The 24,475-nt window shown below is 57.2% G+C and carries 18 protein-coding genes; 7 read left to right on the forward strand and 11 right to left on the reverse strand.

Annotated elements, in window-relative coordinates; translation table 11 throughout:
- Nucleotides 1-30: 30 nt before the first annotated feature.
- From damX to F8562_RS21075, 8 genes are all read right to left on the reverse strand, one after another.
- Nucleotides 31-1,317, reverse strand: coding sequence for a cell division protein DamX (gene damX / locus F8562_RS21040; RefSeq protein WP_014839681.1), 1,287 nt, complete (start codon nucleotides 1,315-1,317; stop codon nucleotides 31-33).
- Between the two features lie 84 nt (nucleotides 1,318-1,401).
- Nucleotides 1,402-2,496 (reverse strand): 3-dehydroquinate synthase, encoded by a 1,095-nt coding sequence (gene aroB, locus F8562_RS21045; protein WP_004854923.1) that lies wholly within the window; start codon nucleotides 2,494-2,496, stop codon nucleotides 1,402-1,404.
- Nucleotides 2,497-2,550: 54 nt separating this feature from the next.
- Nucleotides 2,551-3,072 (reverse strand): shikimate kinase AroK, encoded by a 522-nt coding sequence (aroK, locus tag F8562_RS21050; RefSeq protein WP_004106441.1) that lies wholly within the window; start codon nucleotides 3,070-3,072, stop codon nucleotides 2,551-2,553.
- A 270-nt stretch (nucleotides 3,073-3,342) separates the two neighbouring features.
- Nucleotides 3,343-4,584, reverse strand: coding sequence for a DNA uptake porin HofQ (gene hofQ / locus F8562_RS21055; RefSeq protein WP_162140820.1), 1,242 nt, complete (start codon nucleotides 4,582-4,584; stop codon nucleotides 3,343-3,345).
- Nucleotides 4,493-4,900 carry a HofP DNA utilization family protein gene (locus tag F8562_RS21060; protein WP_014839685.1) on the reverse strand — a complete coding sequence of 136 codons (408 nt, stop codon included), beginning with the start codon at nucleotides 4,898-4,900 and terminating at the stop codon, nucleotides 4,493-4,495. Before F8562_RS21060 ends, hofQ begins: the two co-directional genes overlap by 92 nt.
- Nucleotides 4,890-5,330 (reverse strand): hypothetical protein, encoded by a 441-nt coding sequence (locus tag F8562_RS21065; RefSeq protein ID WP_014839686.1) that lies wholly within the window; start codon nucleotides 5,328-5,330, stop codon nucleotides 4,890-4,892. Before F8562_RS21065 ends, F8562_RS21060 begins: the two co-directional genes overlap by 11 nt.
- Complete coding sequence (locus F8562_RS21070; protein ID WP_014839687.1) at nucleotides 5,314-5,853, reverse strand: PilN domain-containing protein; 540 nt, start codon at nucleotides 5,851-5,853, stop codon at nucleotides 5,314-5,316. Before F8562_RS21070 ends, F8562_RS21065 begins: the two co-directional genes overlap by 17 nt.
- Nucleotides 5,850-6,641 (reverse strand): hypothetical protein, encoded by a 792-nt coding sequence (locus F8562_RS21075; protein WP_042934206.1) that lies wholly within the window; start codon nucleotides 6,639-6,641, stop codon nucleotides 5,850-5,852. Before F8562_RS21075 ends, F8562_RS21070 begins: the two co-directional genes overlap by 4 nt.
- A 117-nt stretch (nucleotides 6,642-6,758) precedes the next feature.
- Between F8562_RS21075 and mrcA the strand changes: the two genes are divergently transcribed.
- The gene (gene mrcA / locus F8562_RS21080) at nucleotides 6,759-9,317 is read left to right on the forward strand and encodes a peptidoglycan glycosyltransferase/peptidoglycan DD-transpeptidase MrcA (protein ID WP_009654857.1); all 2,559 of its coding nucleotides are present in this window, start codon (nucleotides 6,759-6,761) and stop codon (nucleotides 9,315-9,317) included.
- A gap of 142 nt (nucleotides 9,318-9,459) precedes the next feature.
- Here the strand turns inward: mrcA and nudE are convergent, their stop codons facing one another.
- Entirely contained in the window at nucleotides 9,460-10,020 is a 561-nt protein-coding gene (gene nudE, locus F8562_RS21085) for an ADP compounds hydrolase NudE (RefSeq protein WP_004854946.1), read from the reverse strand.
- A 327-nt stretch (nucleotides 10,021-10,347) separates the two neighbouring features.
- Here nudE and F8562_RS21090 point away from each other — a divergent pair, with 327 nt between their 5' ends.
- From F8562_RS21090 to pckA, 5 genes are all read left to right on the forward strand, one after another.
- Entirely contained in the window at nucleotides 10,348-12,477 is a 2,130-nt protein-coding gene (locus tag F8562_RS21090; RefSeq protein WP_032693745.1) for an intracellular growth attenuator family protein, read from the forward strand.
- 61 nt (nucleotides 12,478-12,538) lie between these two features.
- Complete coding sequence (gene yrfG, locus F8562_RS21095) at nucleotides 12,539-13,222, forward strand: GMP/IMP nucleotidase (protein WP_004854954.1); 684 nt, start codon at nucleotides 12,539-12,541, stop codon at nucleotides 13,220-13,222.
- On the forward strand, nucleotides 13,219-13,620 hold the full coding sequence (gene hslR, locus F8562_RS21100) for a ribosome-associated heat shock protein Hsp15 (protein WP_014227064.1): 402 nt from the start codon (nucleotides 13,219-13,221) through the stop codon (nucleotides 13,618-13,620). The genes yrfG and hslR overlap by 4 nt, the downstream gene beginning before the upstream one ends.
- Nucleotides 13,621-13,638: 18 nt before the next feature.
- Nucleotides 13,639-14,523, forward strand: a complete 885-nt coding sequence (gene hslO / locus F8562_RS21105; RefSeq protein WP_014839692.1) for an Hsp33 family molecular chaperone HslO — start codon at nucleotides 13,639-13,641, stop codon at nucleotides 14,521-14,523.
- 348 nt (nucleotides 14,524-14,871) lie between these two features.
- Nucleotides 14,872-16,494 carry a phosphoenolpyruvate carboxykinase (ATP) gene (gene pckA, locus F8562_RS21110; protein ID WP_014227066.1) on the forward strand — a complete coding sequence of 541 codons (1,623 nt, stop codon included), beginning with the start codon at nucleotides 14,872-14,874 and terminating at the stop codon, nucleotides 16,492-16,494.
- Between the two features lie 60 nt (nucleotides 16,495-16,554).
- Here the strand turns inward: pckA and malQ are convergent, their stop codons facing one another.
- Together malQ and malP are read right to left on the reverse strand one after the other, a co-directional pair.
- The gene (malQ, locus tag F8562_RS21115) at nucleotides 16,555-18,648 is read right to left on the reverse strand and encodes a 4-alpha-glucanotransferase (RefSeq protein WP_014839693.1); all 2,094 of its coding nucleotides are present in this window, start codon (nucleotides 18,646-18,648) and stop codon (nucleotides 16,555-16,557) included.
- A 10-nt stretch (nucleotides 18,649-18,658) separates the two neighbouring features.
- Nucleotides 18,659-21,049: a maltodextrin phosphorylase gene (gene malP, locus F8562_RS21120; protein WP_009654839.1), complete on the reverse strand. Its 2,391-nt coding sequence runs from the start codon at nucleotides 21,047-21,049 to the stop codon at nucleotides 18,659-18,661.
- A 618-nt stretch (nucleotides 21,050-21,667) separates the two neighbouring features.
- Here malP and malT point away from each other — a divergent pair.
- Nucleotides 21,668-24,373, forward strand: coding sequence for an HTH-type transcriptional regulator MalT (malT, locus tag F8562_RS21130; RefSeq protein ID WP_014227069.1), 2,706 nt, complete (start codon nucleotides 21,668-21,670; stop codon nucleotides 24,371-24,373).
- The last annotated feature ends 102 nt before the right edge of the window (nucleotides 24,374-24,475 follow it).

Below are 24,475 nucleotides of genomic sequence, written 5' to 3' on the forward strand. Positions count from 1 at the left end.
GCATCCTGCGCTTCAGACTACACTGCGGCATTATTTCAGGTCAGACTGAACCTGATGCAGCGGTTTTGCCCACGGATTTTTTGCCTGTACATCTGCTGGCAGCGTAGCAACAGCACGTTTCGCTTCATCTTTCGAAGCGTAGATGCCGCTCACCAGGACATACCAGGGCTGTCCGTTACGCGTAGTCTCATAGACAACATATTTTTCCAGCTTCTCTTTCTTCGCCCAACTGTTGAGGTTGTTGTAGTTAGAAGAGCTGCTGAGCTGCAGCGTGTAGTGGCCGGACGGCGCAGATTTCATCGAACTGACGTCACCCGCACTTTTACCCGCAGCGGCCGTAGCAGCAGTTGCTGCTGGCGCGGTGGTCGCGGTCGCAGCAGGGGCGGTAGTCGCGGCTGGTTTGGCCTGGGCAGTTGCGGCAGGCTTAGTCGGCTGCGCGGCTGCCGGCTTCGTGGTCGCGACGTTTTCGACACGCTTAGGCTGGACCGCTGCCGGCTTCGGCTGGGTCGGCGCTTTCGCCGTGGCCTGCGGTTTCGGTTCGATAACCGTATGCTTACGCTCCGCCGGACGCGGTGTCGCCGCCGTCTGACGCTCTGTCGTCGCCTGGCGCGGGGCCGCGGTGCCATTGCGCACTGGCGCAACGGTGGCAGGTTCAGTTGGCAGAGTAGAATTCGCGACCGCGCTATCAATCTGACCCTGCTGCTGGGTCAGCGCATTGTTCAGATCGCCCTGAACCTCAACGCGCTGCTGGCCTTGGGGTTCAGCCGTCGCCTGACCTTGAGTCGGGTTAGACGCGATAGGCGGCAGAGAAACATCCTGCGGCTGCGCGTTGTTTGCCGCTGATGAATCCTGAGCAGCAGGCTGGGTATTATTATTGTCCTGCTCGCCGGACAGGTTGATGCTCTTCTCGCCGGAAGCCGTTTGCTCGCTGGATGAGGATGGTGATTTCAGCGCGGAACCCACGCCAACGATCAGCAGCAGCAGAACGAGGATCCCTACGCCCATCATGATGTACTGACGGGAAGCCGGTTTCGCAGGCGCCTTCTTACGCTTACGAGGACGACGCTCAACCTGACGCTCTTCGTCATCGTCTTCGTCAGACTCTACTTCTTCTTCGTACTCTTCATACTGTTCTTCATCGCGCTCACGGCGTGCTTTGCCGCCGCGCGTCGGGCGACCATCGTCTGCATCATCAAGTTCGACATCATCAAAATTGATTTGCGGATCGGCATCACGCTCTGAAGACTGACGAGAACGACCAGTACGACGATCGCTGCGATCGGCTTTCATATCGTCTTCTGGTTTTAATTCATCCATTTAACACCCCACTAAAAGGCTTATGCTCACGACTATTGCACGTCACCCGAAATGATAACGCCGCGCGAACGCGGCCAGACCTTCTTATTGTTGCGCCTGCTGAGTATCAGCAATCGCGCCAAGAACAACATCATGCGGGACTCCGCCGCGTATCTCGCTCTTCCCTATCGCGAGGGGTAGCACCAGCCGCATCTCGCCCGCCAGCACCTTTTTATCACGCATCATATGGGGCAAATACGCCTCTGCTGCCATCTCCTGCGGGCCACTTACCGGCAAGCCAGCACGCTGCAGCAGATGAATAATGCGCTGCGTATCCTGCGGATTAAACCGCCCCAGACGTTCGGATGCACGCGCCGCCATCACCATACCGGCAGCGACCGCTTCACCATGTAACCAGTTACCGTAGCCCATCTCAGCTTCGATAGCATGACCAAAAGTATGGCCAAGATTGAGTAAAGCACGTAACCCGGTTTCGCGCTCGTCGGCGGCGACAACTTCAGCTTTCAGCTCACAGCAGCGACGGATACAGTACGCCATCGCTTTTTCATCCAGCGCCAGCAATGCATCAATATTATTTTCCAGCCAGTCGAAAAATTCGCCGTCAAGAATAACGCCGTACTTGATCACTTCAGCCAGGCCGGAAGAGAGCTCACGCTTCGGCAGCGTTTTGAGACAGTTAAGATCGACAACAACAGAAACCGGCTGCCAGAAAGCGCCAATCATGTTTTTGCCGAGAGGATGGTTGACGGCCGTTTTGCCGCCGACCGAAGAATCCACCTGCGACAGCAGAGTGGTAGGAACCTGAATAAAGCGCACGCCACGCTGGTAGCTGGCCGCTGCAAATCCCGTTAAATCACCAATCACCCCACCGCCGAGCGCCACTAACGTCGTGTCGCGGCCGTGTGGTTTTTGCAATAGCGCGGTAAAAACGGTATCCATCACCGCCAGGCTTTTAAACTGCTCGCCGTCGGGAAGAATCACGCTATCGACTTTTACGCCCGCTTGCTCAAGTACGGAGCGTACGGTATCCAGATAAAGCGGCGCCAGCGTTTCATTGGTGACCAGCATGACCTGGTCGCCTGATTTCAGTGGCAGGAAGGAAGCTGGATCGTTAAACAAACCAGCCGCGATGGTAATCGGGTAACTACGTTCCCCGAGAGTTACAGTAAGCCTCTCCATAACGCGACGTCCACCTCAGTTGCTTTTACTCTGACGCACTTTATTAAGCCAGAATCAGTTGCTTTCCAGCATATGAATAATCTGGTTTGCTACCACTTTCGCGCTTTGATCGTCAGTGCGGATAGTGACATCTGCAATCTCTTCGTACAGCGGATTGCGTTCATCCGCCAGCGCTTCCAGTACTTCGCGAGGCGGAGCATCAACCTGCAGCAAAGGACGCTTTTTATCGCGCTGCGTACGGGCAAGCTGCTTTTCGATAGTTGTTTCCAGGTAGACCACCACGCCGCGGGCGGAGAGACGGTTACGCGTTTCACGGGATTTTACAGAGCCACCGCCGGTTGCCAGCACGATTCCCTGTTTTTCCGTCAACTCATTGATGATTTTTTCTTCACGGTCGCGGAAGCCGTCTTCGCCTTCTACATCAAAGACCCAACCCACATCTGCGCCAGTGCGTTTCTCAATTTCTTGATCGGAATCGTAAAATTCCATGTTGAGCTGTTGGGCTAACTGGCGCCCAATAGTGCTTTTGCCGGCACCCATAGGCCCAACCAGAAAGATATTGCGTTTCTCTGCCATTTTTTCGGTACTACTAAGACTATTCGTTAATGGTAAACCCGCTTCGCAGACACCCAGCGCAGCAGGACATGAACTGAAACCTCATATGCAATTAGAGCGAGAGTCAGACTAAAAATTATCTCAATACTCCGGCTGGTTTGGCAACAGAATAAATCACCGGACAAGAAAGGGAGGATTGATGTCGTACCCGACTCTCAAATCGGTACCCCTTGTATGCTAAATCCGTCCTCACGTCAAACACCTGAAACGTGTTTAGCATGAAAAACCCGCTTAATGCACTGCCAGAATACGTGGAGTGATGAAGACAACCAGTTCACGTCGTTCGTTATCCTTACCGTCACGGCGAAATAACTGACCAAGCCAAGGGATGTCGCTAAGGAGAGGAATACCATCGCGAGACGTTTTATTTTTCTGCGCAAAGATCCCGCCTAACGCCAGGGTCTCGCCGCTTTTCATTTCAACCTGCGTTTCTATTTCTTGTTTATCGATAGCCAGCGCTTCACCATTTTCCTGTTTGAGCACCTGGCCCGGCGTATTTTCGCTAATCCTGAGTTTTAAACGCACGCGATCGTGATGCAGCACCGTCGGCGTCACCTCCATCCCCAGCACCGCCTCTTTAAACTCAACGGAGGTCGCCCCGCTTTCGCCGCTGGAGACCTGATAAGGTATCTCGCTGCCCTGCTTAATGCTGGCGGGCTGCATATGGGAAGCCAACAGCCGAGGGCTGGCGATAATGTCCACCTGCTGCTTCTGCTCAAGCGCGGAAAGTTCCAGCTCCAGAAGCCGCCCGCTGATGCGGCCGATGTTAAACCCGGCCCTCGTGCTGGCATCCCCTACCGCCAGGTTGCTGCTCAAGGTGGTTAATTTACCGGAGCCCGGCGGGCTGCTGGCGTCGGCCAGGCTCCACTTAACGCCCAGTTCGCGCAGGCTGGTTTCGCTCATTGAGACGATGTGCGCCGCCAGCTCAACCTGGCCGACGGGCACATCCATCTCCCGGGCCCACGCTTTTAACGCCGGGAGGTGCCGGGCATCATCACGAATCAACAGGCGGTTGGTTCGCTTATCGACCATCATATGCCCGCGAGCGCTCAGCAGTTTTTCACCCGCCTTCGCCAAATCTTCTGCATCCGCATAATGCAAGGTCACGCTATGCCCCTGCAAAGGAAGGTTCTGCAGACGCTTTGCTTTTTCCGCTTCCAGCTGCAGCTGCAGCGCCTTTTGCCACGCCTGAGTGTGCACGTACAGGACCGAACCTTGCTGAGTCAGGGCCAGACCGGCGCTGTCGATAACCGAGCGCAGCGCCTGTAACCAGGGCACCTCCTTCAGATGAAGAGATACCGTACCGCTGACGTCAGGAGCCACCACGAGATTTTTTTGCTTCAGCTCCGCCAGCGTTTGCAGTACCTGGGACACCGGCGCATCATCGACGACCAGCGACACGGGAAGATCCTTTTTGGCCGCGACGACCATCAGCGGCAGGAGCAGAAACAGCAGGCTTGTCCATCGCATTATTCTTTATTCCCTTTCGCAGCCAGACCCACTGTGCGGGTTCACACCCAGGACCGGTTGATATTGTCATTTTCTCTGGCGTCAGGCGCGTCACCCGCCAGCCCGTGGGCAAAATCGCCTCCGCCCTCACGCGACGCCATTTCCCGGCGCTATCCTGCACGATACCCATAAGCGCCAGCGAATCGCCGATAGCACCGCCGTAGCGCCACTGGCTAAGCTGCGCCGTCCGGCAGCGGTCCACCGGGGGCTGGAACGGATCGCGCTCTTCAGCCAGCAGCGGGAGCGGGAACAGCAGCCAACACCACCATTTAAGGCGCATCTTCCGCCTCCAGATGCAGGGTCAACCGTAACGCCTGCTTTTCCGGCTGCAGGGAGAAAGCCGTAGCGCGCATCCCGCAGCGAGCCAGCCAGGAAAAGAGCGCGGGCACCGCTTGCCAGTCAACCGCCAGCTGCATCTCGCCTGCGGAGCCCCCTGGCCGCCAGGCGATAAGCGTCGCCCCGGCAATAGGAAGATCAATAGGCGTAAAAACCTGGGTCGCGTCTTCCTCCATGCCGGCGGTCTGTAAAGCGCTACGCAGCAGCAGCAGTTTTCGCCACTGCGCCTGTACCTGCGGCGAGCGCCCCGCCGGCGTTTCTGCCTTGAGAGGCAGCAGTAGCCAGAACCCGATTACGGCGATGAGGACCAGAGCGACGGATATCATGAACAGATATTTGCGCCCCGTCAGCCAACGTTCAATGTCCCACTGCATTGTCGTCCTCTTCGACCATGGAAAAGTGAAATAACCACCGCCCTTCGCTGTCGCGGTGCGTTTCTCCCGCCTTTGGCGGACGCAAGCCGGCAACGCTCCCCAGCGCCTTTTCAAGCTCAGCCAGCCCCTTTAGATGCAACGTGAGTCCGCTCAGTACCAGGGTATTCTGTCGATATTCCAGCAGCGTTAACCAGGCGTGCTCCGGCATACGCGACGCTATCGCCTGTAACGTTGGCTGCCAGGCGGCGGTTCTCTCGCGCCGCAGATAGCGCAGGCGCCGTTGTTCCTGCTGCAGCAGGCGCTGGCGCATGGCGCGTTCACGCTGCTGTAATGCGCTATAAAGCAGGTCGTCAGCGCTTATCCTCGCCGTTTCAAGCGAGTGGCTGGCCCGTTTGTTGAGCCGTGAGGCGAGGATCGCCACAAGCAGAATAAGCAGCAAACCCACAATCAGCAGTCCTGCCATCCGCAGACGTTGCCGTCGACGCGTTTCGCGCCAGGGAAGGAAGTTAACGATGTGGCTCATGGCTGACCCGCTCCCAGCGCCAGGCCGAGGGCAACGGTAAAGCTATCGCCACGGGCCGGGAGCGGGGGCTGCAGGCGATGAATGGCGCTCCATGCGTCAAAATTCTGCCCGTCGAGCGAGGCAGAGGTGCAAAGGCGAAACTCTCCGGCGTTCACCCGGGAAACCAGGCCGGGAAAAGAGGGAACGTCGCTGCACGGACAGCATCCCCAGCTATCGGCGGTCGCCCAAAGCCAGCTCGTTTCGTCACGCCACGCCAACCCCTGAACCTCGACGGGCAGCCAGGGGAAAAAGGCGCCAAGCGCGCTGGCGTCCGGCACAATTCCGACCACCGTCAGCTTAAGGCGGCTTGCCAGCTGGCCGAGGGCGTTAATATCCAGGCGCTGCGCGGCGGTGACCCGCCAGCCATCCACCGCTCTGGCGTCCACATAATCGACGCAGAGCGATGACGCGGGCATTTCCAGCTGCTGCGCCATCGCGCTGGCGATCCAGGTCGCCTGCTCGCTTTCTCGTAATGAAATCTGCGGGCGCGGAAGCTGCTTTTGCAGCGTTCGCGCCGCCGGGAAGGCAATACACGCCTGATGCTGCAAAGGCAGCTCCCGCCGCCAGGGCTGCAGCTGGCGGGCCAGCGACTCAACGTCCACCACGATGCCCTGCCGCACGGTGCCGGGCATCAGCGGGATACGCCACCAGCGACGTAGCGCCCAGCGTGAACGCTCGAGTAATAACGCGACGATAGCAATATGGTCCTGCTGAATATGCATTCCTATGCGCCAGTTTCTAAAAGCCATGCCTACGATCTCCTTATCCGCCGATATGCTTCGCTATATCAATGCTCCAGGCTTGCCTTTATACTACTGCGCGTTTGTTTATAAACTGCCCAATGAAAACTAAATGAGAAATCTCCGGTGAAGTTCGTAAAGTATCTTTTTATCCTTGCAGTCTGTTGCGTACTGCTGGGAGCAGGCTCGATTTTTGGTCTCTATAAATATATAGAGCCGCAGCTCCCCGACGTCGCAACCCTGAAGGATGTGCGCCTGCAGATCCCGATGCAGGTCTATAGCGCGGATGGCGAGCTGATTGCGCAATATGGCGAAAAACGCCGTATTCCCGTCACGCTGCAGCAAATGCCGCCTGAGCTGATAAAAGCGTTTATCGCCACCGAAGATAGCCGTTTTTATGAGCATCATGGCGTTGACCCGGTCGGGATTTTCCGCGCGGCCAGCGTCGCGATGTTCTCCGGCCACGCCTCGCAGGGCGCCAGTACGATTACTCAGCAGCTGGCGCGCAACTTCTTCCTGAGCCCTGAGAAGACGCTGATGCGTAAGGTGAAAGAAGCCTTCCTCGCGATCCGCATCGAGCAGTTGCTCAATAAAGATGAAATCCTTGAGCTGTACCTGAACAAAATCTATCTTGGCTACCGCGCCTACGGCGTCGGCGCGGCCGCGCAGGTCTATTTTGGGAAATCCGTCGACCAGCTTACGCTGAGCGAAATGGCGGTCATTGCGGGCCTGCCTAAAGCGCCGTCGACGTTTAACCCGCTCTACTCCATGGATCGCGCAACCGCCCGCCGCAACGTTGTTCTCTCACGGATGCTGAGCGAAGGCTACATCACGCAGTCGCAGTACGATCAGGCGCGTAGCCAGACGATTGACGCCAGCTACCATACGCCGGAAATCGCCTTCTCCTCCCCGTATCTTAGCGAAATGGTGCGTCAGGAAATGGTCAGCCGCTACGGCGAGCAGGCTTATGAAGACGGTTATCGCGTCTACACCACCATTACCCGTAAAAATCAGCAGGCCGCCCAGCAGGCGGTGCGGAATAACGTGCTGGATTACGACATGCGCCACGGCTATCGCGGCCCGGAAAAGGTGCTGTGGAAGGTGGGCGAAACGCCGTGGGATAACCAGAAAATCCTCGATACCCTGAAAAAAACCCCGAGTACCGGACCGCTCTCTCCGGCGGTAGTCACTTCGGCAAGCCCGCAGGAAGCCGTCGCACTCATGAGCAACGGCACCTCGGTGTCGCTGAATATGGAAGGCGTCCGCTGGGCGCGTCGGTTTATCTCTGATACCCAACAGGGCGCCACGCCGCGTAAAGTGAACGATGTGGTGCAGGCCGGGCAGCAGGTGTGGGTCCGTCAGGTGGGTAGCAGCTGGTGGCTATCGCAGGTGCCTGATGTCAACTCGGCGCTGGTATCGATCAACCCGCAAAACGGGGCGATCATTGCGCTGGTCGGCGGCTTCGATTTCAACCAGAGCAAGTTCAACCGCGCAACTCAGGCGCTGCGCCAGGTCGGTTCTAACATTAAGCCGTTCCTCTACACAGCGGCAATGGATAAAGGCTTAACGCTGGCGAGCATGCTCAACGATGTGCCGATTTCCCGCTGGGATGCCGGCTCCGGCTCCGACTGGCGGCCAAAAAACTCTCCGCCGCAGTATGCGGGCCCTATCCGCCTGCGTCAGGGGCTGGGTCAATCAAAGAACGTTGTCATGGTTCGCGCGATGCGCGCCATGGGTGTGGACTACGCGGCAGAGTATCTTCAGCGCTTCGGCTTCCCGGCGCAGAACATCGTGCGGACAGAATCGCTGGCGCTGGGCTCCGCGTCTTTCACCCCGCTTCAGGTTGCTCGCGGCTATTCGGTGATGGCTAACGGCGGTTTCCTGGTCAGCCCTTATTTCATCAGCAAAATTGAGAACGATCAGGGCGGCGTCATTTTTGAAGAGCGGCCAAAAATTGCCTGCCCGCAGTGCAATATTCCGGTGATTTATGGCGATACGCCGAAGTCCGATGTGCTCGAGAACAAAGACGTTGAGGACGTAGCGACCTCTCAGGACCCGCAAAACCCCGGCGTTCCTCCGCAGCCGCAGCTGGCGCAGGCGAACCAGTCGCTGGTGGCGCAAAGTGGCGCACCGGAGTATGCGCCGCACGTGATCAACACCCCGCTGGCGTTCCTGATTAAAAGCGCCCTGAACACTAATATTTTCGGCGAACCGGGCTGGATGGGCACCGGCTGGCGAGCGGGGCGCGATCTGCAGCGTCACGATATCGGCGGCAAAACCGGGACCACCAACAGTTCAAAAGATGCGTGGTTCTCGGGCTACGGCCCTGGCGTGGTGACGTCGGTATGGATTGGCTTCGATGACCACCGTCGCGACCTTGGCCGCACCACCGCCTCCGGGGCAATCAAAGATCAGATATCGGGCTATGAAGGCGGCGCCAAAAGCGCTCAGCCGGCCTGGGATGACTTTATGAAAAACGTGCTGCAAGGCGTACCGGAAGAACCGCTTACGCCGCCGCCGGGTATTATTACGGTCAACATTGACCGCAGTACCGGTCAGTTGGCCAGCGGCGGTAACAGCCGCGCTGAGTACTTTATTGAGGGCACTCAGCCTACCCAGCAGGCGGTTCATGAAGTCGGCACCACCATTACCGATGGCGGGGGGGAAACCCACGAACTGTTCTGACAAAAAAGCGCCTGCGGGCGCTTTTTTTGGCTGACGGAAAACCGGTTGTAGATATCGTGCCACGGCTGGCGCCTTTACCACGACCTACCGCAACGGCGCCGTGAGGCAGCCGCGGGGCATTTTCCGTTATCCGGGAGTGACGCTACAGCCGCCCCTGCGCCTGCAGCCATTCGCGCAGCAGGAACAGCGCGCTAACGTTACGCGCTTCGTTAAAGTCTTCTTCATCAAGCAGCGTCATCAGCTGCGACAGCGGCCAGCGAACCTGGGGCAGCGGCTCGGGCTCGTCGCCGGGCAGCGATTCCGGATAAAGATCTTCCGCCACCAGAATGTTCATCTTGCTGGAGAAGTAGGAGGGGGCCATGCTCAGCTTTTTCAAAAACGTCAGTTTTTGCGCGCCAAAGCCGACCTCTTCTTTTAGCTCGCGGTTGGCGGCCTCCAGTACGCTTTCACCCGGATCGATCAGGCCTTTTGAGAAGCCCAGCTCATAGGATTCCGTACCGACAGCGTATTCGCGAATCAAGATTATATGGTCATCGACAATCGGCACAATCATCACGGCTTCACGGGTAGAAGGCCGCATCCGTTCATACACTCGGCGCACGCCGTTGCTGAACTCGAGGTCCACGCTTTCAACATTAAAAAGGCGCGAGCGCGCGACTGTTTCAACGTTGAGAATAGTGGGTTTTTGTAATGATTTGCTCATTGTCATCGGTCTATGCTGTGATTACAGCGGCCATTGTGCGATACGCAGCACGGTTTCGGCAATCCTAATCGCTACTAATTTACATAGTTGCAACTTTCCCGTCCCGAGCCCGATTATCACAATGACTAAAAAGTCAATAGGTTGAATAGTATTTGAGAATATACTGATTCCTGGATTTTAACGTTTTTGATAAGGTTGTATGCTGCTGCTTTGCATAAGAGATGTTCCCGCTTTAACAGAGTGCCGATTGCGACGGCTGTTTTACCTCCATTGATGAATGGCAACCGACGATACCAGTAAGAAAAGAATAACTATGATGGGATGGGCATGGGCACCTTTCTGATATTTTTGATAGCTCTGCTAATCTGCGCATTGCTTATCGGGTGGTGGTATCGCACGCATGCAAGACGTCGTCGCCTGCCGCTGCTGCAGGCCTTTAGCGATGCCGCGACGCGCAAGCTTTCCGATGAAGAGCGCAGCGCCGTAGAAAAATACCTCGACCGTCTCAGCCGCAACCAGCAGCTGCCGGCATCAGGCGCCAGCAGCGCGCCGGTAAACCTGACCCTGAACGAACAGAGCGGCACCGTTTATAGCGTCACCCGAGCCATCACTCGCTACGGCATCACCACCGACGAGCTCAACAAATGGCGCTACTTCCTTGATTCCGTTGAAATTCATCTTCCTCCCTTCTGGGAACAACACATCAATGATGAAAACAGCGTCGAATTAATCTCCACCGATAGCCTGCCGCTGGTGATTGCTCTCAACGGGCAAACCCTCAGCGACTACCCGCACGAGTCCCGAGGGTTGGCGCTTGAAAAATCCTCCGTGCCTCAGGCTTCCATCCGCGGAGAAGAGAGCGAACAAATTGAGCTGCTGAACATCCGCCCGGAAACCCCTGAAGAGCACGCGCTCAGCCGCCCTGACGGTCTGCGCGAAGCCATCCTGGTGGTCACCGCTTTCCTGCTGTTTTATTGCAGCCTGATGACTCCCAACGTTTTTTCCCCCTGGCTACTGGGCGGCGGGTTGCTTCTCCTGCTTGCGGGCATATGGGGTATTTACGCCCCCCCACGTAAAACATCGCTGCGGGAAATTCACTGCCTGCGCGGCATGCCTAAACGCTGGGGGCTGTTTGGTGAAAACGACCAGGAACATATCAATAATATTTCCCTCGGCATTATCGATCTTATCTACCCGCGCCACTGGCAGCCGTGGATCGCGCAGGACCTCGGCCAACAAACGGATATCGACATCTATCTTAGCCGCCACGTTGTCCGCCAGGGGCGCTTCCTGTCGCTGCATGATGAGGTCAAAAACTTCCCGCTTCAGTACTGGCTCCGCAGCGCGATTATCGCCCTGGGCGCGCTGCTGGTCGTCGTGATGCTGTGGGCCAGCGTACCGCTGAATATGCCCTTTAAATTCACCCTTTCATGGCTCAAGGGCGCACAAACTATCGAAGCCACGACGGTTGCCCAGTTGGAGAAGTCAAAGATTCGCATCGGCGACACGCTGCGCCTGAAAGGCACAGGAATGTGCAACATTCACTCGCCGGGCGCCTGGACGGCAAAAGAGAACTCGCCGTTTATGCCGTTCGATTGTTCACAAATCGTCTGGAATGATGCCCCTCCCCTGCCGCTGCCGGAGTCAGATATCGTCAGTAAGGCCACCGCCCTGATGCAGACCGTTCAGCGCCAGCTCCATCCCGAATCCGATGACGATTCGCGCGTCAGCCCGGCGCTGCGTTCAGCCATTCAGAAGTCAGGCATGGTGCTGCTGGATGACTTTGGCGATATCGTCACCAAAACTAACGACCTGTGCTCTGCGAAAGACGATTGCGTTCGTTTGAAGAATGCGCTGGTTAACCTCGGTAATACCCGCAACTGGGAAACCCTGACCAAACGCGCAAACGCGGGCAAGCTGGATGGCGTCAACGTCCTGTTACGCCCGGTAAGCGCGGAGTCGCTGGAGAATCTGGTCACCACCTCCACCGCCCCGTTCATCAGCCGTGAAACCTCGCGCGCGGCGCAGGCGCTGAATAGCCCGGCGCCCGGCGGTTTCCTGATTGCCAGCGATGAAGGCAGCGACCTGGTGAATCAGCCATGGCCAGGCACCGGGTTATACGACTTCCCTGCACACCAGCAGTGGAGCGAACTTCAGCGCCTGGCGGGCATGTTAATGCACACGCCGTTCCAGGCAGAAGGCATCGTCACCAATCTTTATACCGATGCCAACGGGACGCAGCACATCAACCTGCATCGTATTCCCGATCGCACCGGTCTGTGGCGCTATCTCGGCACCACGCTGCTGCTGCTGACCATGCTGGGCTGTACGGCGTATCACGGCCTTCAGGCTTTTCGTCGCTATCAGCGCCATCGCCAGCGTCAGGAAGAGATTCAGAAATACTACGAAAGCTGCCTGAATCCGGATCTCCTTTCCTCGCCGGACCCGCAAGAATAATTCTCTGCGCGACCGGGTATGATACCCTGTCGCGCAATTTCCCCCTCGCTGGAGACCCACCATGCATTTTGATATCGCCTGGCAGGAGGTTGATACCGTTCTGCTGGATATGGACGGCACGCTGCTCGACCTCGCCTTCGACAACTACTTCTGGCAAAAACTGGTGCCGGAAACCTGGGGCGCCGCGCGGGGTCTCAACCTGCAGGAAGCCAGGGACGCGATGCGCCAGGAGTACCACGCGGTGCAACATACGCTAAACTGGTACTGCCTGGACTACTGGAGCGAGCGCCTTGGTTTGGATATTTGTGCGATGACCAGCGAGCAGGGGCCAAGGGCCGCGCTGCGTGAAGATACCGTGCCGTTCCTCGAGGCGCTAAAAAACAGCGGCAAACGGCGGATTTTGCTGACCAACGCCCATCCGCATAATCTGGCGGTGAAGCTAAAGCACACCGGGCTGGATGCACACCTTGATTTATTGCTTTCCACCCACACATTTGGTTATCCGAAAGAAGATCAGCGGCTGTGGCACGCCGTGGCTGAAGAAACCGGCTTCGACGCGCGTAATACGCTCTTCGTCGACGATAACGAGGCGATTCTGGACGCGGCGGCGGAGTACGGCATCCGCTATTGCCTCGGTATCACCAACCCCGACTCCGGGCTGGCGGAAAAAAGCTACGCTCGCCATCCGGGGTTGAATGACTACCGGCATCTGATCCCCTCGCTGACCCTACAGGAGAGGCCATGAAAGAAAAACCCGTCGAAGCCGTCAGGCTGGACAAATGGCTGTGGGCAGCCCGCATTTATAAAACCCGTGCGCTGGCGCGCGAGATGATTGAAGGCGGCAAGGTGCACTATAACGGACAACGCAGTAAGCCGGGCAAAGTGGTCGAGCTGAACGCGACCCTGCTGCTTCGCCAGGGCAATGACGAACGAACCATCGTGGTAAAGGGCATTACCGAACAGCGCAGACCCGCCAGTGAAGCCGTCGCGCTTTATGAAGAGACGGCGGAGAGCATCGAGAAACGCGAGAAAATGGCGCTGGCGCGGAAGATGAACGCGTTAACCATGCCGCATCCCGACAGGCGACCGGATAAGAAAGAGCGCCGCGACCTGATGAGATTTAAACACGGCGATAGTGAATAACTGTGGCCCGCAAGAGAGATGATTATGACTCAACACGATCAATTACACCGCTATCTGTTTGAAAACTATGCCGTACGCGGTGAGCTGGTAACCGTTTCAGAAACTTTAGAACAGATTCTGACCAACCATAGCTACCCGCAGCCGGTGAAAACCGTGCTGGCGGAACTGCTGGTTGCCACCAGCCTGCTGACCGCCACGCTGAAGTTCGCCGGCGATATTACCGTTCAGCTGCAGGGCGATGGCCCGCTGTCGCTGGCGGTGATCAACGGCAACAACCAGCAGCAGATGCGCGGTGTAGCCCGCGTCCAGGGCGAGATCCCGGAAGGGGCGGACCTGAAAACCATGGTCGGTAACGGATATCTGGTCATTACCATCTCTCCGGAAGAGGGCGAACGCTATCAGGGCGTGGTCGGTCTCGAGGGGGATACCCTTGCGGCCTGCCTCGAAGATTACTTCCAGCGCTCCGAACAGCTGCCGACCCGACTGATCATTCGTAGCGGTGAACACGACGGTAAACCGATGGCCGGCGGCATGCTGCTGCAGGTTCTGCCGGCGCAGGACGCACAGGCGGCGGATTTCGAACATCTGAGCACCCTGACTGAGACCATCAAAGCTGAAGAGCTGTTTACCCTGCCAGCGAACGATGTGCTCTGGCGCTTGTATCACGAAGAAGAAGTCACCGTTTACGAGCCGCAGGACATCGAGTTTAAATGCACCTGCTCTCGCGAGCGCTGCGCCGGCGCGCTGAAAACGCTGCCGGATGAGGAGATCGATAGCATCCTGGCCGATGAAGGTGAAATCGATATGCACTGCGACTACTGCGGTAATCACTACATCTTTAATGCGATGGATATTGCCGAAATTCGTAACAACGCCTCCCCGGCCGACCCGCAGCTCCACTAATCATCGCTTCGCCAGGCGCGGTTTCCCTTTTCGCGCCTGGCGTCAACGCTTTTTCTGCGCGTGGTGAATCGATTCCCCATGAAAGAGTTACGTAATTTTCTTTCAGGTAAGCGATTACATTCACATTTCAACAGTTTTTTTAATTACTTTTTAACCATTAAGAAACATCTACCCCCAACTATGCCCTAATTCCTGAGATAATCCCCTACGCCTCGTGACAGGAGTCACAACGTTTTTCGTAAGTCCGCCGTTTGTCGAGATACGTAAATCTATGAGCCTGGTCGCGGTCTATACCCCGTAATAAACCCTACAATTTAAAGCAGTACATATTGGCTAAGGAGCAGTGACATGCGCGTTAATAATGGTTTAACCCCGCAGGATCTCAAGGCTTATGGTATCAATGACGTCCAGGATATCGTTCATAACCCCAGCTACGATACTTTGTATGAAGAAGAGCTCGCCCCCAATCTGGAAGGCTATGAACGTGGCGTATTAACAAATCTTGGTGCAATCGCCGTAGATACCGGTATTTTTACCGGCCGTTCTCCAAAAGATAAGTATATCGTTCGTGATGACACCACCCGCGATACGGTGTGGTGGGCTGATAAAGGCAAAGGCAAGAACGACAACAAGCCGCTCTCTGAGGAAACGTGGCAGCACCTGAAGGGGCTGGTGACCCGCCAGCTCTCCGGCAAGCGTCTGTTTATCGTTGACGCCTTCTGCGGCGCCAACGCCGACACCCGCCTGAGCGTCCGCTTTATTACCGAAGTCGCCTGGCAGGCGCATTTCGTGAAGAACATGTTTATCCGACCAGGCGATGAAGAGCTGGCAAACTTCAAGCCGGACTTCATCGTGATGAACGGCGCCAAGTGCACCAACCCGCAGTGGAAAGAACAGGGTCTGAACTCCGAGAACTTCGTCGCGTTCAACCTGACCGAGCGCATTCAGCTCATCGGCGGCACCTGGTACGGCGGCGAAATGAAAAAAGGGATGTTCTCGATCATGAACTACCTGCTGCCGCTGAAGGGCATCGCCTCCATGCACTGCTCCGCCAACGTAGGGGAAAAAGAGGATGTCGCCATCTTCTTCGGCCTTTCCGGTACCGGCAAGACCACCCTCTCTACCGATCCGAAACGCCGTCTGATTGGCGATGACGAACACGGCTGGGATGACGACGGGGTCTTCAACTTCGAAGGCGGCTGCTACGCCAAGACCATTAAGCTTTCCGAAGCCGCGGAGCCGGATATCTACCATGCGATTCGCCGCGATGCGCTGCTGGAGAACGTGGTGGTGCTGGCCGACGGCACCGTCGATTTTAACGACGGTTCGAAGACCGAAAACACCCGCGTCTCTTATCCGATCAACCATATCGAGAACATCGTTAAGCCGATCTCTAAGGCCGGTCATGCCACCAAGGTTATCTTCCTGACCGCCGACGCCTTTGGCGTCCTGCCGCCGGTTTCTCGCCTGACCGCCGACCAGACCCAGTACCATTTCCTGTCTGGCTTCACCGCCAAACTGGCGGGTACCGAGCGCGGCGTCACGGAGCCGACGCCAACCTTCTCCGCCTGCTTCGGCGCGGCGTTCCTGTCGCTGCACCCGACGCAGTACGCGGAAGTGCTGGTGAAGCGCATGCAGGCGTCCGGCGCGCAGGCCTATCTGGTCAACACCGGCTGGAACGGTACCGGTAAACGTATCTCTATCAAAGATACTCGCGCCATTATCGACGCCATTCTTGATGGTTCGCTGGACAACGCCGAAACCTTCACTCTGCCGATGTTTGAGCTGCAGATCCCGACCGAGCTTCCCGGCGTGGATACCCACATCCTCGACCCGCGCAACACCTACGGATCGCCGGAGCAGTGGCAGGAGAAAGCGGAACAGCTGGCGAAGCTGTTTATCGAGAACTTCGAGAAGTACACCGATACGCCGGCGGGCGCTGCGCTGGTGGCCGCGGGGCCGAAACGCTAATCGGGTCCGCAGAAATGAAAAAGCCGGGAATCGCTTCCCGGCTTTTTCATCGCGTTGACATCACGCTGGCTTCTTCTTACTCGCCGCCTTGCGCCGCTTATCCAGATCCTTAAGCAGCTTATTCACCTGCTCATCGGCAAACATCGCCTCGAGGGTGGTGGAGAGCTTGCGACGCCAGTTTGGATACTCCGTACTGGTGCCCGGAATATTGACCGGCTCGGCCATCTCCAGCCAGTCTTCCGGCTGCAGGCCCAGCAGGGCGCTGTTGCTGTCGGCAATATAGCGCTGCATTCCACGATTGAGGGTCGACGTCATCGCCATCAGCGACGCTTTGTGCCCGGTACGCTTCGGCAGACAGCCGTAGCGGTGCAGAGCGTCCAGCAGCCCCTGCTTCGCCCGCTCGCGGTCCTGATACAGTCCGCGCAGTACCACCGCATCCGGATACAGGCCAAGCGATTTACCCAGCGTCAGGTCGCCGCTTTCCCAGTAGCCGCGCAGCGTTGGCAGGTCATGCGTCGTAGCCACAGCCATTGATTGCTCCGGATACGCCTTCGGCGCACGGAAAGTCTTCTCGTGGTCATTTTCGAAATAGAGCACTTTGTAAGAGTAAACGCCGCTTTTACGCAGCTTACCGACGATCTCTACCGGTACGGTTCCCAGATCCTCGCCGATCACCATACAGCGATGACGCTTACTCTCCAGCGCCAGAATCGACAACAGATCGTCGACCGGATACTGCACATAGGCGCCGTGATCGGCCGTTTCACCGTAAGGGATCCACCACAAACGCAGCACCGACATCACGTGATCGATGCGCAGCGCCCCGCAGTTTTGCATGTTGGCGCGCAGCAGTTCGACAAACGGCTCATAGGCGCGCGCCACGATGATATGCGGATCCATCGGCGGCAGGCCCCAGTTTTGCCCCAGCGGGCCCAGGATATCCGGCGGCGCGCCGACGGAAGCTTTCAGGCAGTACAGCTCGCGATCGCACCAGGTTTCCGCCCCGCCTTCCGCAACGCCCACCGCCAGGTCGCGATACAGGCCGATCGGCATGGCGTCGTTCTGGCTGGTATGCCAGCATTCGGCAAACTGAGTGAAAGCGAGCCACTGCAGCCACAGGTAAAAATTCACCTCATCGGCGTGTTCGGTGCAGAACGCTTTAACCTCCGGGCTATCGGTATCCTGATAAGCCTTCGGCCACGCGGGCCAGCCCCAGCGCAGCGGATCCTGCTTAACCTGCCAGGCGTGCAGCGCGTCAAACGCCGCCTGCCAGTACAGGCTTTCCCCCTCGCGCGCCACAAACTGACGGAACTCCGCCGTCGTCTCATCGTTACGTGCGGAAAAACCTTTCCAGGCCATGCGCAGCGCAGTGAGCTTAAGGGCGGTCACGGCGGTGTAGTCAACATCATCGGTCTGACGCGCGGCCTGTAGGGCCTGCTGCGTAGCCGGTGATTGCCACCATTTCTGCGCTTCTTTGCTGCGTCGGAAATCCTCTACCGCATTGACGTCTATATAGATAACGTTGAGCCAGCGGCGCGAAGAGGGGCTGTACGGACTGGCGCTCTCCGGATTAGCCGGATAGAGCGCGTGAATCGGGTTAAGCCCGATAAACGCACCGCCGCGGCGGGCGATTTCCGGCAGCATCGCGCGTAAATCGCCGAAGTCGCCAATCCCCCAGTTCTTCTCCGAGCGCAGCGTATACAGCTGTACGCAGGTTCCCCACAGCTTCTTGCCATCCTTCAGCGCCTGCGGTTCGTAGCAGCGCGCGGGCGCGACGATGACCCGGCAGTGCCAGCGGTCGCCGTCCTGAGTCAGCGTCAGCGTGTGGTACCCTTCCGGCAATCTTGCCGGCAGCGGCAGCGTTTCACCGCCGCGCGCCTGGCCCTGATACTGTTTCCCTTCTTCGGTGGTGAGGATCCAGTGGAACTCCCCCTGGCCCGCCACCGGCAGAGACATCTTTTTGCCGTAGGTGAACACCTGCACCGCAGGCAGCGGGTTAACCGCCGCCTTCACGGCGCTCGCTGTACGATGCATCGCATCAAGCAGCCGCTGCTTGGTCACCGCAGCAATGGACTGCGGCTTTCCATGAGCGTTGATGTAGCTTGGGCTTATTCCCGCCGCCAGGGCAGCGTTATCAAGGCGTTTAGTCTCCATAGGCCTGTCCTTAGCGTTTTGCCTGCCAGATACGTTGCTGATAATCGCGAATCGAGCGGTCGGAGCTGAACATGCCGCAGCGCGCGGTATTCAGGATCGCTGCGCGCGTCCAGGCCTCCTGGTCGCGATACAGCGCATCAACCTGCTTCTGCGCCGCCACGTAGGCTTCAAAATCCGCCAGCACCAGGTACGGATCGCCGCCTTTCAGCAGGCTATGCAGCATCTGGTCAAAGGCATGCTTATCGCCATCGCTATATTTGCCGCTCTCCAGCTCTTTCAGCACCGCGTCCAGCAGCTTGTCTTTCTTACGCCATTTCAGCGGATCGTAGCCTTTGGCCTTCAGCGCTTTCACTTCTTCCACGGTATGACCGAAGATAAAGATGTTTTCGTCACCCACCTGCTCAGCGATTTCCACGTTCGCCCCGTCCAGGGTTCCCACGGTCAGCGCGCCGTTCAGCGCCAGCTTCATATTGCCGGTACCGGAGGCCTCTTTACCCGCCGTAGAGATCTGCTCGGAGACATCCGCCGCCGGGATCAGCATTTCCGCCGCCGAGACGCAGTAGTCCGGCAGGAATACCACTTTCAGCTTATCGCCAACCAGCGGATCGTTATTGATCGCTGCGGCAACCTTGTTGATCGCCCAGATAATATTCTTCGCCAGGTAGTAGCCCGGCGCCGCTTTCGCACCGAACAGGAACACGCGCGGTACGCGGTCCGTCTGCGGGTTCTCGCGGATTTCTTTGTACTGCGCGAGGATGTTCAGCAGGTTGAGGTGCTGACGTTTGTACTCGTGCAGACGTTTAATCTGGATATCGAAAATCGCCTGCGGATTAATCTCGATACCGGTACGCCGCTTCACAAACTCCGCCAGACGAACCTTGTTGGCCAGCTTAATGTCGCGATACGTCTGACGGAACTTAGCGTCATCGGCATATTTTTCGAGGTTGATCAGCTGGTCGAGATCGTTGGCCCACTCTTTCTTCAGGGTTTTATCCAGCAGCGCGGCCAGAGCCGGGTTGCACTGTTTGATCCAGCGGCGCGGGGTAATACCGTTGGTGACGTTATGGAATTTATTCGGCCACAGCTGGTGATATTCCGGGAACAGATCTTTCACCACCAGGTCGGAGTGCAGCGCGGCAACGCCGTTAACCGCAAAGCCGCTCACCACGCACATGTTCGCCATGCGAACCTGTTTATCGTGCACCACCGCCAGTTTCGCCCATACCTGCTTATCGCCCGGCCAGGTTTTATCCACCAGCGTTTTAAAGCGGTCGTTAATCTGTTTGATGATCTGCATGTGGCGCGGCAGAAGCGCCTTCACCAGCTTCTCATCCCAGCACTCCAGCGCTTCCGGCATCAGGGTATGGTTGGTATACGCGAAGGTTTTGCTGGTAATCGCCCAGGCGTCGTCCCAGCTCAGCTGATGCTCATCAATCAGCACGCGCAGCAGTTCCGGAATCGCAATCGTCGGGTGAGTATCGTTAAGCTGGATGACTTCATAATCCGCCAGCTCCGCCAGCTTGCGGCCCGCCAGATGATGGCGACGCAGAATATCGGCAACCGAGCAGGCGCACTGGAAGTACTGCTGCATCAGACGCAGTTTTTTACCCGCCTGATGGTTATCGTTCGGGTAGAGAACTTTCGTCAGTTTTTCGGCGTCAATGCCCTGCTGTTCGGCACGCAGGAAATCGCCGTCGTTGAATTTGGTCAGGTTAAACGGATGCGCGTGCTTAGCCTGCCACAGGCGCAGCGGCTGAGCCACGTTGTTGCGGTAGCCCAGCACCGGCAGATCCCAGGCTTCGCCGGTAATCACGAATGCCGGTACCCACTCACCGCTTTTGGTCACTTTACCGCCGAGGCCAACCTGCACGTCCAGCGCTTCGTTGTGGCGGAACCACGGGTAGCTATTACGCCCCCAGTCATCCGGCGCTTCCATCTGCTGGCCGTCAGCGAAAGACTGGCGGAACAGACCGTACTGGTAGTTCAGGCCGTAGCCGGTCGCCGACTGGCCAACGGTAGCCATTGAATCAAGGAAACAAGCCGCCAGACGGCCAAGACCGCCGTTGCCCAGACCCGGGTCGATTTCCTCTTCCAGCAGGTCGGTCAAATTAATGTCGTGCGCCTGAAGCTCATCGCTGACCTGCTGATACCAGCCAAGGTTAAGCAGGTTGTTGCCGGTCAGGCGACCGATCAAAAACTCCATGGAGATATAGTTTACGTGGCGCTGCCCTTCGGCCGCTTTCGCTACCGGCTGAGCCGACAACAGCTCGGACAGCGCACCGCTAACGGCGCGCCACCACTGACGCTGGGTCATCTCGGAAGCGGACTGTAAACCAAAATGCTGCCACTGACGCGTCAGTGCAGCCTGAAACTGAGCTTTGTTAAAAGAAGTCTGTGACATAAGTAATCCGGGTCCTTTACTAAAACGTTAGCGTTAGTGTGCCGACCTCCCGGAGTCACGTCCTCATCCCGCCAGGGATTAGCCGGGGAGGAGTAGCAGGGATGAGCGAAAAGTGTGATCGTGGCCACTATTACGTTAGCCTACCGGCCAAAATTATGCTGCAAAATTCGCCATACCGGAACAACAAACCGGCCCGCCTGGCGCTCAAAATTTTGTTACAAGCCAGGACGATAAAAGCAAGCGAAACGCCGTTGTGTAAATATCGACAAATAAAAGTAAATATCAGGGGAATAAACGTACTTTAATGTAGAAATAGCTCAAAAGATGACTTATAAGATTTCGCTGATAATATTTTATTAAAAACAAACAGCTACTAATTTTGTAATAAAACATTAGCTTATTGTGTCTGTAACCTGCGCAATCCCAACAACCGCGCACGCTGACGCGGATTTCTGTGAATTTATCTCTATGTCCAAATTTGTGACATAGAGCAAATTCAAGAGCATAAAACTCGGACATAACTTGCAATAAAATTCATTATGGCCGACCTTATTGGATATTAATTACGAAGCGCAAAAAAATTCGCAACTCCTCCCTTGCACAGCGAAATGAAGAACTATGTTGATTCCGTCTAAATTAAGTCGCCCGGTCCGCCTTGAACACACTGTGGTTCGTGAGCGATTGCTGGCGAAACTTTCCGGCGCGAACAATTATCGTCTCGCGTTGGTGACCAGCCCGGCTGGCTACGGTAAGACCACGCTCGTGTCTCAATGGGCGGCGGGGAAAAACGATCTCGGCTGGTTCTCCCTGGATGAAGGCGATAACCAACAGGAGCGTTTTGCCAGCTATCTTATCGCCGCCGTTCAACAGGCAACCGGCGGCCACTGCGCGGCCAGCGAAGCGATGGTGCAAAAACGCCAGTACGCCAGCCTGCCTTCCCTCTTCGCACAACTGTTTATTGAACTGGCCGACTGGCAGCGCCCGCTGTTCCTGGTGATTGATGATTACCATCTGATCAGCAATCCGGTGATTCATGACGCAATGCGTTTCTTCCTCCGCCATCAGCCAGAAAATATGACGCTGGTGGTGCTGTCGCGTAATCTGCCGCAGCTGGGTATCGCCAACCTGCGCGTGCGCGATCAGCTGCTGGAAATCGGCAGCCAGCAGCTGGCTTTTACCCATCAGGAAGCCAAGCAGTTTTTCGACTGTCGTCTCAGTTCGCCCATTGAGGCCGACGACAGCAAAAGGCTGTGCGACGATGTTGCCGGCTGGGCCACCGCGCTACAGCTGATTGCCCTCTCGGCGCGCCAGAACAATACTTCCGCCCACCACTCCGCTCGTCGTCTTGCCGGCATTAACGCCAGCCATCTTTCTGACTATCTGGTCGATGAGGTGCTGGATAACGTGGACCCGCGGACGCGTAATTTCCTGCTGAAAAGTTCGCTACTGCGTTCAATGAACGATGCGCTCATCGTCCGCGTTACCGGCGAAGAGAATGGCCAGATGCAGCTGGAAGAAATTGAACGTCAGGGCTTATTCCTGCAGCGGATGGACGATTCCGGCGAATGGTTCCGCTACCATCCGCTGTTCGGCAACTTCCTGCGCCAGCGCTGCCAGTGGGAGCTGGCGGTTGAGCTACCGGAAATTCACCGTGCGGCGGCAGAAAGCTGGATGGCGCAAGGCTTCCCGAGCGAAGCCATTCACCACGCCCTGGCCGCGGGTGACGCCAAAATGCTGCGCGATATTCTGCTCAACCACGCGTGGGGCATGTTTAACCACAGCGAACTGAGTTTGCTGGAGCAGTCCCTCGCCGCGCTGCCGTGGTCAAACCTGCTGGAAAACCCGCGTTTAATTCTTTTGCAGGCCTGGCTGATGCAGAGCCAGCACCGCTATAGCGAAGTGAATACCCTGCTGGCGCGCGCCGAGCAGGAGATGGATACGGAAATGGACACCGCCATGCACGGGGATTTCAACGCCCTGCGCGCCCAGGTGGCGATCAACGCGGGCGATCAGGACGAAGCCGAGCGCCTGGCGATGGTGGCCCTTGATGAACTGCCGCTGGCCAGCTACTACAGCCGTATCGTTGCCACATCCGTACACGGTGAAGTTCTGCACTGCAAAGGCCAGCTGAGCAAATCGCTGGCGGTCATGCAGCAGACGGAACAGATGGCCCGCCGTCATGACGTCTGGCACTACGCGTTATGGAGCATGATCCAGCAAAGCGAAATCCTCTTTGCGCAGGGGTTCCTGCAGGCCGCCTGGGAAATTCAGGAAAAAGCGTTCCAGCTGATTCGCGAACAGCACCTTGAGCAGCTGCCGATGCACGAGTTCCTGCTGCGGATTCGCTCCCAGCTGCTGTGGGCCTGGGCGCGGCTGGATGAAGCGGAGACCTCCGCGCGCAGCGGCATGAACGTGCTTTCCTCCTATCAGCCGCAGCAGCAGCTGCAGTGCTTGACGCTGATGGTACAGTGCTCGCTGGCGCGGGGCGACCTGGATAACGCCCGCAGCCATTTGAATCGCCTGGAAAACCTGCTGGGCAACGGCCATTACCATAGCGACTGGGTATCCAATGCCGACAAAGTCCGGGTGATCTACTGGCAGATGATCGGCGATAAAGCCGCCGCGGCAAACTGGCTGCGCCAGACGCCAAAACCGGAATTCGCTAACAACCATTTCCTGCAGAGCCAGTGGCGCAATATCGCCCGCGCGCAGATCCTGCTCGGCGATTTTGATTCCGCCGAAATGGTACTGGAAGAGCTAAACGATAACGCCCGCTCGCTGCGTTTGATGAGCGACTTGAACCGCAACCTGCTGCTGCTCAACCAGCTCTACTGGCAGGCCGGGCGTAAGAGCGAAGCGCAAAAAGCGCTGCTGGAAGCGCTCACCCTCGCTAACCGCACCGGGTTTATTAATCATTTTGTCATTGAAGGCGAAGCGATGGCGCAGCAGCTGCGCCAGCTGATTCAGCTCAATACGCTGCCGGAGCTGGAGCAGCACCGCGCCCAGCGTATTCTGCGCGATATCAACCAGCATCATCGGCATAAGTTCGCCCACTTTGACGAGAGCTTCGTCGAACGGCTGCTGAACCACCCGGAAGTGCCGGAGCTTATCCGCACCAGCCCGCTGACCCAGCGCGAATGGCAGGTCCTGGGACTTATCTATTCCGGCTACAGCAACGAGCAGATTGCCGGTGAGCTGGACGTGGCCGCCACTACGATTAAAACGCATATCCGTAACTTGTATCAGAAGCTGGGCGTGGCGCACCGCCAGGATGCCGTTCAGCATGCCCAGCAGCTGTTGAAAATGATGGGATACGGGGTTTAAGCCGCTATCGGCTCGCTTCAGGCAACATAACCGTTACGTCATCGCCGGCGGCAGGTTTCCCTCCGCCTGACGGCGGAGATAATCCCGTCACTCATCAACACC

Source organism: Klebsiella sp. RCJ4, from assembly GCF_009025755.1.
GTDB lineage: Bacteria > Pseudomonadota > Gammaproteobacteria > Enterobacterales > Enterobacteriaceae > Klebsiella > Klebsiella michiganensis.